The organism is Asticcacaulis biprosthecium C19 (assembly GCF_000204015.1).
GTDB lineage: Bacteria > Pseudomonadota > Alphaproteobacteria > Caulobacterales > Caulobacteraceae > Asticcacaulis > Asticcacaulis biprosthecius.
Genome location: NZ_GL883077.1, coordinates 1,081,662 through 1,087,602, shown reverse-complemented (window position 1 = coordinate 1,087,602; position 5,941 = coordinate 1,081,662). Strand labels below are relative to the sequence as shown.

General features: G+C 61.6%; 4 protein-coding genes. All 4 read right to left on the bottom strand.

Annotated features, from left to right (window positions below; genetic code table 11):
* On the bottom strand, window positions 1-457 hold a 457-nt coding region (locus ABI_RS05410; protein WP_040308614.1), incomplete at its 3' end, for a chemotaxis protein CheB.
* Window positions 454-1,314 carry a CheR family methyltransferase gene (locus ABI_RS05405; protein WP_050808201.1) on the bottom strand — a complete coding sequence of 287 codons (861 nt, stop codon included), beginning with the start codon at window positions 1,312-1,314 and terminating at the stop codon, window positions 454-456. The genes ABI_RS05405 and ABI_RS05410, both read right to left, overlap by 4 nt.
* Complete coding sequence (locus ABI_RS05400; protein WP_006271845.1) at window positions 1,299-4,721, bottom strand: response regulator; 3,423 nt, start codon at window positions 4,719-4,721, stop codon at window positions 1,299-1,301. The genes ABI_RS05405 and ABI_RS05400 overlap by 16 nt, the downstream gene beginning before the upstream one ends.
* Before the next feature lie 165 nt (window positions 4,722-4,886).
* Complete coding sequence (locus ABI_RS05395; RefSeq protein WP_006271843.1) at window positions 4,887-5,864, bottom strand: bile acid:sodium symporter family protein; 978 nt, start codon at window positions 5,862-5,864, stop codon at window positions 4,887-4,889.
* Window positions 5,865-5,941: the final 77 nt, after the last annotated feature.

Sequence of the window (5,941 nt, the reverse complement as noted above, 5' to 3'; positions counted from 1 at the left end):
CGCCAGCGGCGCGCACGGCCTTCAATCCCGCCGCGCCGTCTTCATTGGCGCCGCTAAGGATGATGCCAACCAGGCCTGGCCCGTAGGCGTCGGCAGCGGTTTCGAACAGGATGTCGATGGCCGGGCGCGAAAACAGCACCGGCTCCTCGCTGGACAGGCTGAGGCGGCGGTCGGTTTCCACCAGCAGGTGATAGTCTGGCGGCGCGAAATAGACGGTGCCGCGCGCGATCGGCTCCTTGTCGTCGGCCTCACGTACGCTCATGGCGCACTTGGCGTCGAACAATTTGGCCATCAGGCTCCTGCGGTCCGGCGGAAGATGGATGACGACCATGACCGGCAGGGGATAGTCGGCCGGCAGGCGCGGCAGGATGGCCGACAGGGCTTCAACCCCACCAGCAGAGGCGCCGATAACGATAGCTTCAGCCTGTGTCGCCGATGGCGTGACGGTCTTCTTCATGACAGGTCCCGCTTCTGGTAGATGCGCTCGTCGCGTGCAAAGTCGGAAAAGGCTTCGGAATGGTGCGAGAAGCGCAGGGTCTCCTTGGCGCCCAACCCCAAGAACCCCTTGCGGATCAGCGATGACTTGAACAGCCCGATGGCGCGGTCCTGCAGGTCCCGGTCGAAATAGATCAGCACATTGCGGCAGGAACAGAGGTGCGTCTCGGCAAACACCGCATCGGTGGCCAGGCTGTGGTCGGAAAAGACGCAGTTCTTGCGCAAACTCTTGTCGAAGACGGCGGCACCATAGGCGGTGCGGTAATAGTCCGACAGCGACGACTTTCCTCCCGACAGGCGGTGGTTTTCCGTAAACAGCTTCATGCGGTCCAGGCTGTAGATGCCGGCCTCGGCCTTCTTCAGGGCGTCGGGATTGATATCGGTGGCATAGAACAGGGTGCGCTGCTCAAGGCCTTCCTCGCGGAACAGTATGGCCATCGAATAAAGCTCCTCGCCGGTCGAGCAGCCGGCGATCCACACCTTGAGCGACGGATAGGTCAACAGGTGTGGGATGACCTTTTCGCGTAGCGTGCGGAAATATTGCGGATCGCGAAACAGCTCGCTGACCTGGACGGTCAGGAAGGGCAGCAGTTCGCTCATCAACTCGGGCTCGTGCAGAACCCGGTCCTGCAGGGCCGAAATGGTGGTGCAGCCAAACTTTTCCTTCGCCTGGTTCAGCCGGCGCTTGATCGAGGCCATGGCATAGCCGCGGAAGTCATAATGATACTTCTGGAAGACAGCCTCCAGCAACAGGCGGATTTCGATCTCGTCTGTCCGGCCCGCCGGCACATGTCCGCCCGCGTTTACTTCGGCATCCATACCCGCACCAGCGACACGAGCTTGTCGACATCGATCGGCTTGGCCATATAGTCATTGGCTCCGGCCTCGATGCAGCGCTCCTGGTCGTCCTTCATGGCCTTGGCGGTCAGCATGATCACCGGCAGCTTCCTCCAGTCCTTGTTTTCGCGGATCTTTTTGGTTGCCGTCAGACCGTCCATCTCCGGCATCATGACATCCATCAACACCAGGTCGACGGCCTGGTTGGGATCGCCTTGGGTGCTCTCCAGCACCTCCAGGGCCTCGCGGCCGTTGCGCGCGATCGACATGACGGCGCCCAGAGGTTCAAAGATGTTGGTGACGGCGTAGACGTTGCGGACATCGTCTTCGACCAGCAGGATCTTGCGGCCTTCCAGCATGGCGTCGCGATGCTTCGCCTTTTTGAGAAGTTTCTGTTGTTCCGGCGACAGTTCCGACACCACCTGGTGCAGGAACAGGGTGACCTCGTCCAGCAGGCGTTCCGGCGACTTGGCGCCCTTGATGATAATCGAGCGCGAATAGCGGCGCAGACGCTGTTCATCGTCATAGGAAATGTCGCGGCCGGTATAGACGATGACCGGCGGGAAGGCATAGGCCTCCTCCTGCGACAGGGTCTCCAGCAGCGAATAGCCCGAAGCGTCGGGCAAGGACAGGTCCAGAACCATGCAGTCGAAGGTCTGATCTTTCAGCTTTTCGAGACATTCGGCGGCCGTGCCGACGGCGACGCATTCGACGTCCTGGGACTGCAAAAGCTTGCACATGGCGTGGCGCTGAACCTCGTCGTCTTCAACAATCAGGACGTGGCGCATCTGCTGCTCAAGGCGCGCCTCCAGACCCTTGAAGGCGTCGATCAGTTGCTCGCGCTTGACCGGCTTCAACATATAGCCAACGGCGCCCAGCGACAGCGCGGTATGGGCGTAGTCGCCGGCCGAGACGACGTGGACGGGGATATGCCGGGTACGTACGTCGCGCTTCAGCCTGTCGAGCACGGAAAGGCCCGAATGGTCGGGCAGGCCGACATCCAGCACGATGGCCGACGGGGTATATTGCCGCGCCGTCGCCATGGCGTCTTCGGCGGTGTGGGCGACCAGGCACAGGAAGTCGAGGTCGTGGGCCAGGTCGTACAGGATGCGGGCAAAGGAGGGATCGTCCTCAACGACCAAAATGCTGCGCGAACCGGCGGTGATGCGGTCACGGTCGTCATTCACGGCCGGGCGCGGTTTGACGGTGGCGGCCAGATCGACGACAGGGTCAGGCAGGGCCAGAAACGTATTTTGGGGCGCAGGTGTCATCGCCTTAGTTTCGAGGTGGGTCTCGACCTGGCCGGCGTCATAGACCAATGGGATGGACAGGCTGAAGGTCGAGCCGCGGTCCACCTGGCTGATCACTGACAGATTGCCGCCGAGCAGGCGTGACAGCTCGCGCGAAATCGACAGACCCAAACCGGTGCCGCCGTATTTGCGGCTGATCGTACCGTCCGCCTGGCGGAAGGCTTCGAACACCTGATGCTGATGCTCGGCCGAGATGCCGATACCGGTGTCCTTGACGGCAAAGACAATGCGGTCGCCGTCCTTCAGGATGGCCAGTTCGACGTGGCCGTGTTCGGTAAACTTGCAGGCATTGCTCAGCAGGTTCTTCAGGACCTGCTCCAGGCGCTGGCGGTCGGTGGTGACCGTCTCGGGCACGCCTTCGCCCAGACGGGCGGTCATTTTCAGCCTCTTCTGGTTGGCGATCGGGGTGAAGACGCGCTCCATGTCCGACGCCAGCCGTTTCAGCGACACGCTTTCGGTATGGATCTCCATCTGACCGGCTTCGATCTTTGACAGATCCAGGATGTCGTTGATCAGAGCCAGCAGATCATTGCCCGACGACTGGATGGTCTGGGCGAATTCGACCTGCTCTTCGGTCAAGTTGCCCTCGCTATTGTCGCTGAGCAACTTGGCCAGGATCAGCGACGAGTTCAGCGGCGTGCGCAGTTCATGCGACATGTTGGCCAGGAAGTCGGACTTATACCGGCTGGACTGCTCCAGTTCACGCGCCTTCCGGTCGACCTCGTCCTTGGCCTGGCTGAGGTCGTCCCGCTGAGCCTCCAACATGGCCGCCTGTTCTGCCAGCTGGGTATTGGTCTGTTCCAGCTCGGCCTGCTGCTGCTCCAGGCGGACGTGCGATTCCTTGAGCGCGCGGCTCTGTTCTTCCAGCTCCTCGTTGTTGACCCGCAATTCCTCGCTCTGGCTTTGCAGTTCCTCGGACTGGCGCTGGGTCTCTTCGAGGAAATTCTGCAAGCTGGCGCGGTAGTTGGCTGACCGGACGGCGACGCTGAGCACTTCGGAGGCGCGCTCCAGGAGTTCCTTCGTGGCGTCGGGGTAGGCGTGAAGAAAACCCAGTTCGACGACAGCTTCGATCATGCCGTCGGACTTGGCCGGGAGGATGACGAGGTGGCGTGGCCGCCACTGGCCCAGGGCGGCGCCGGCAGTCAGGTGGCTGTCGGCGATGTCGTTGACCACCATGATATGGCCGTCGACGACCGCCTGCCCCAGCAGGCTTTGACCGCGGCTGAAGCTGGCTGGGACGTCGTCGTCGACCGGCACGCCATAGGTGGCGATGCGCTTAAAGGTGCTGCCGTCGGCGGCATAGAAGGCGGCGGCGTGGGCGTCGGTATATTTAGCCAGGTTGACCAGGGCGTTTCTGGCCAGTTGATCCAGGCGCTGTTCGCCCAGAAGGGCAGCGCTAAGGCTGGACTGTCCGGCTTGCAGCCATTGGCTGCGACGGCGCTGGGTTGCGGCGCCGCTGATCATCCAGGTGATGGCGATCGACAGGATGACCCCGATGATCGCGGACGTAATCACACTGACGACCGATGTTGCAAAGGCTTGCCGCCGCTCTGCGATACGTTCTTCGCGTTCGCGCCGGGCCTCAGCCTGCATGTCGGCGATCAGGGTGCGGATGGAGTCCATCGAAGCCTTGCCGCGGTTGGTCTTGATCGTCAGAACGGCGGCTTCCTCACCTTGCTTTTGGTACTCGCTGATAACCTGAGCCAGTTCCGCCAGTCGCACGTCGACTCTTCCGCGCAAGATATCCATACGGTCATGCAAGGCGGGCTGGTCCTCGACCTCACGGGCAAGCTGGATCATCTGCTGCTCAAGGGCGGGAATGGCAGAATTATAGGGCTCCAGATAGCTAGGATCTCCGGTCAGCACGAAACCGCGTTCCCCAGTCTCGGCGTCCTTGAGAAGCGACAGCGTGGTGCTCAGGGCCTGTATGGTGTCGTGTGTCTTGGTGACCTGGCCAATGTTGCGGTCGAGATTGGTAAGGCTGGCATAGGAGACAGCGCCGCTGATGACGAAGAAGACGGCGATCAGCGCCAAGCTAAGCGAAATGCCGAGGTCGTTGCGCAATTGACGGTCGGCCAAGACCTTCTTCCAAAATGGCATTGTCTTCCCAGTCCCCATTGCCTACGCGGCCCGCCGCTGTCACGGCTTGCCGCAGGTGACCCTATGGCCGCCTCCGTAAGCATCCAATAAGGAGCGCGCGAAGTCACATAAGGTTTTCATAAAGCTACGCTTTTTATAACGAGATTATTGTCGCTCAGCGGCTTCGGCATATCGTCGCGCCAGGATACTGCAGACGATCAGCTGTAGCTGATGGTACAGCATGATGGGCAGCATGATCATGCCCATCGCCGGGTGTCCAGCAAACAAAACGGCGGCGATGGGCGCGCCGTTGGCCAGGCTTTTTTTCGATCCGCAGAAGACGGCGGCAACCTCGTCCTCACGCGGGAACACCAGGGCCCTGGCCGCAAACCGCGTCGTGACCAGCACCACGGCCAGCAGCGCCGAAACCATCCCCAGGATTCCGACAATGACCAGGGGATTGTAGTCGGTCCAAATCCCTTCCTTGGTCGATTCGCAGAAGGCGGCGTAGACGATCAGGATGATGACCGTGCGGTCGGCCCGGGTGATCCAGCTCTTGTGGCGGGCGATCCTATCTTTGAGCAGCGGGCGGCATAGCTGGCCGGCCAGGAAGGGCAGCAGCAGAGTAATGGCGACGTCGCGAATGGCTGGCAGGACATCGAGCTGTCCGCCGGTGGCAGTATGGGCGACCATGGAGACCAGCAGCGGCGTGATCACCATACCGATCAGACCGGACAGGGTGGCGTCGAACACGGCGCCCGGCACATTGCCCTTGCCCAGGGCGGTCATGGCGACCGAAGACGAGATGGTCGAGGGCAGGGCGCAGAGATAGAAAAAGCCCAACCGGACATCGGAAGGCAGTATGCCTTGCGTGCCAAAGAAGACGGCAAACCCTATGGCCGGAAACAGGATAAAGGTGGCGGCATGGACAAACAGATGCAGCCTCCAGTTGGCGGCGCCGGCCTTGACGGCGTGAGGCGACAGGTTGGCACCGTGCAGGAAGAAGACCAGGGCGATACCGATCTTGGTGACGATATCGAGATGCAGGATCCCGCCCTTGGCGCCGAACTGCGGGAACAGCAGCCCCAGCACCACGGCCCCCAGCATGGCGGCGACAAACCCGTCGAGTTTTAAAAACTTCATCCAGTGTTCTCAAACGGAGCCGCGCGCACCCTCCTCCCTACGAAGTGGGGAGGGGACCGCGAAGCGGTGGAGGGTAG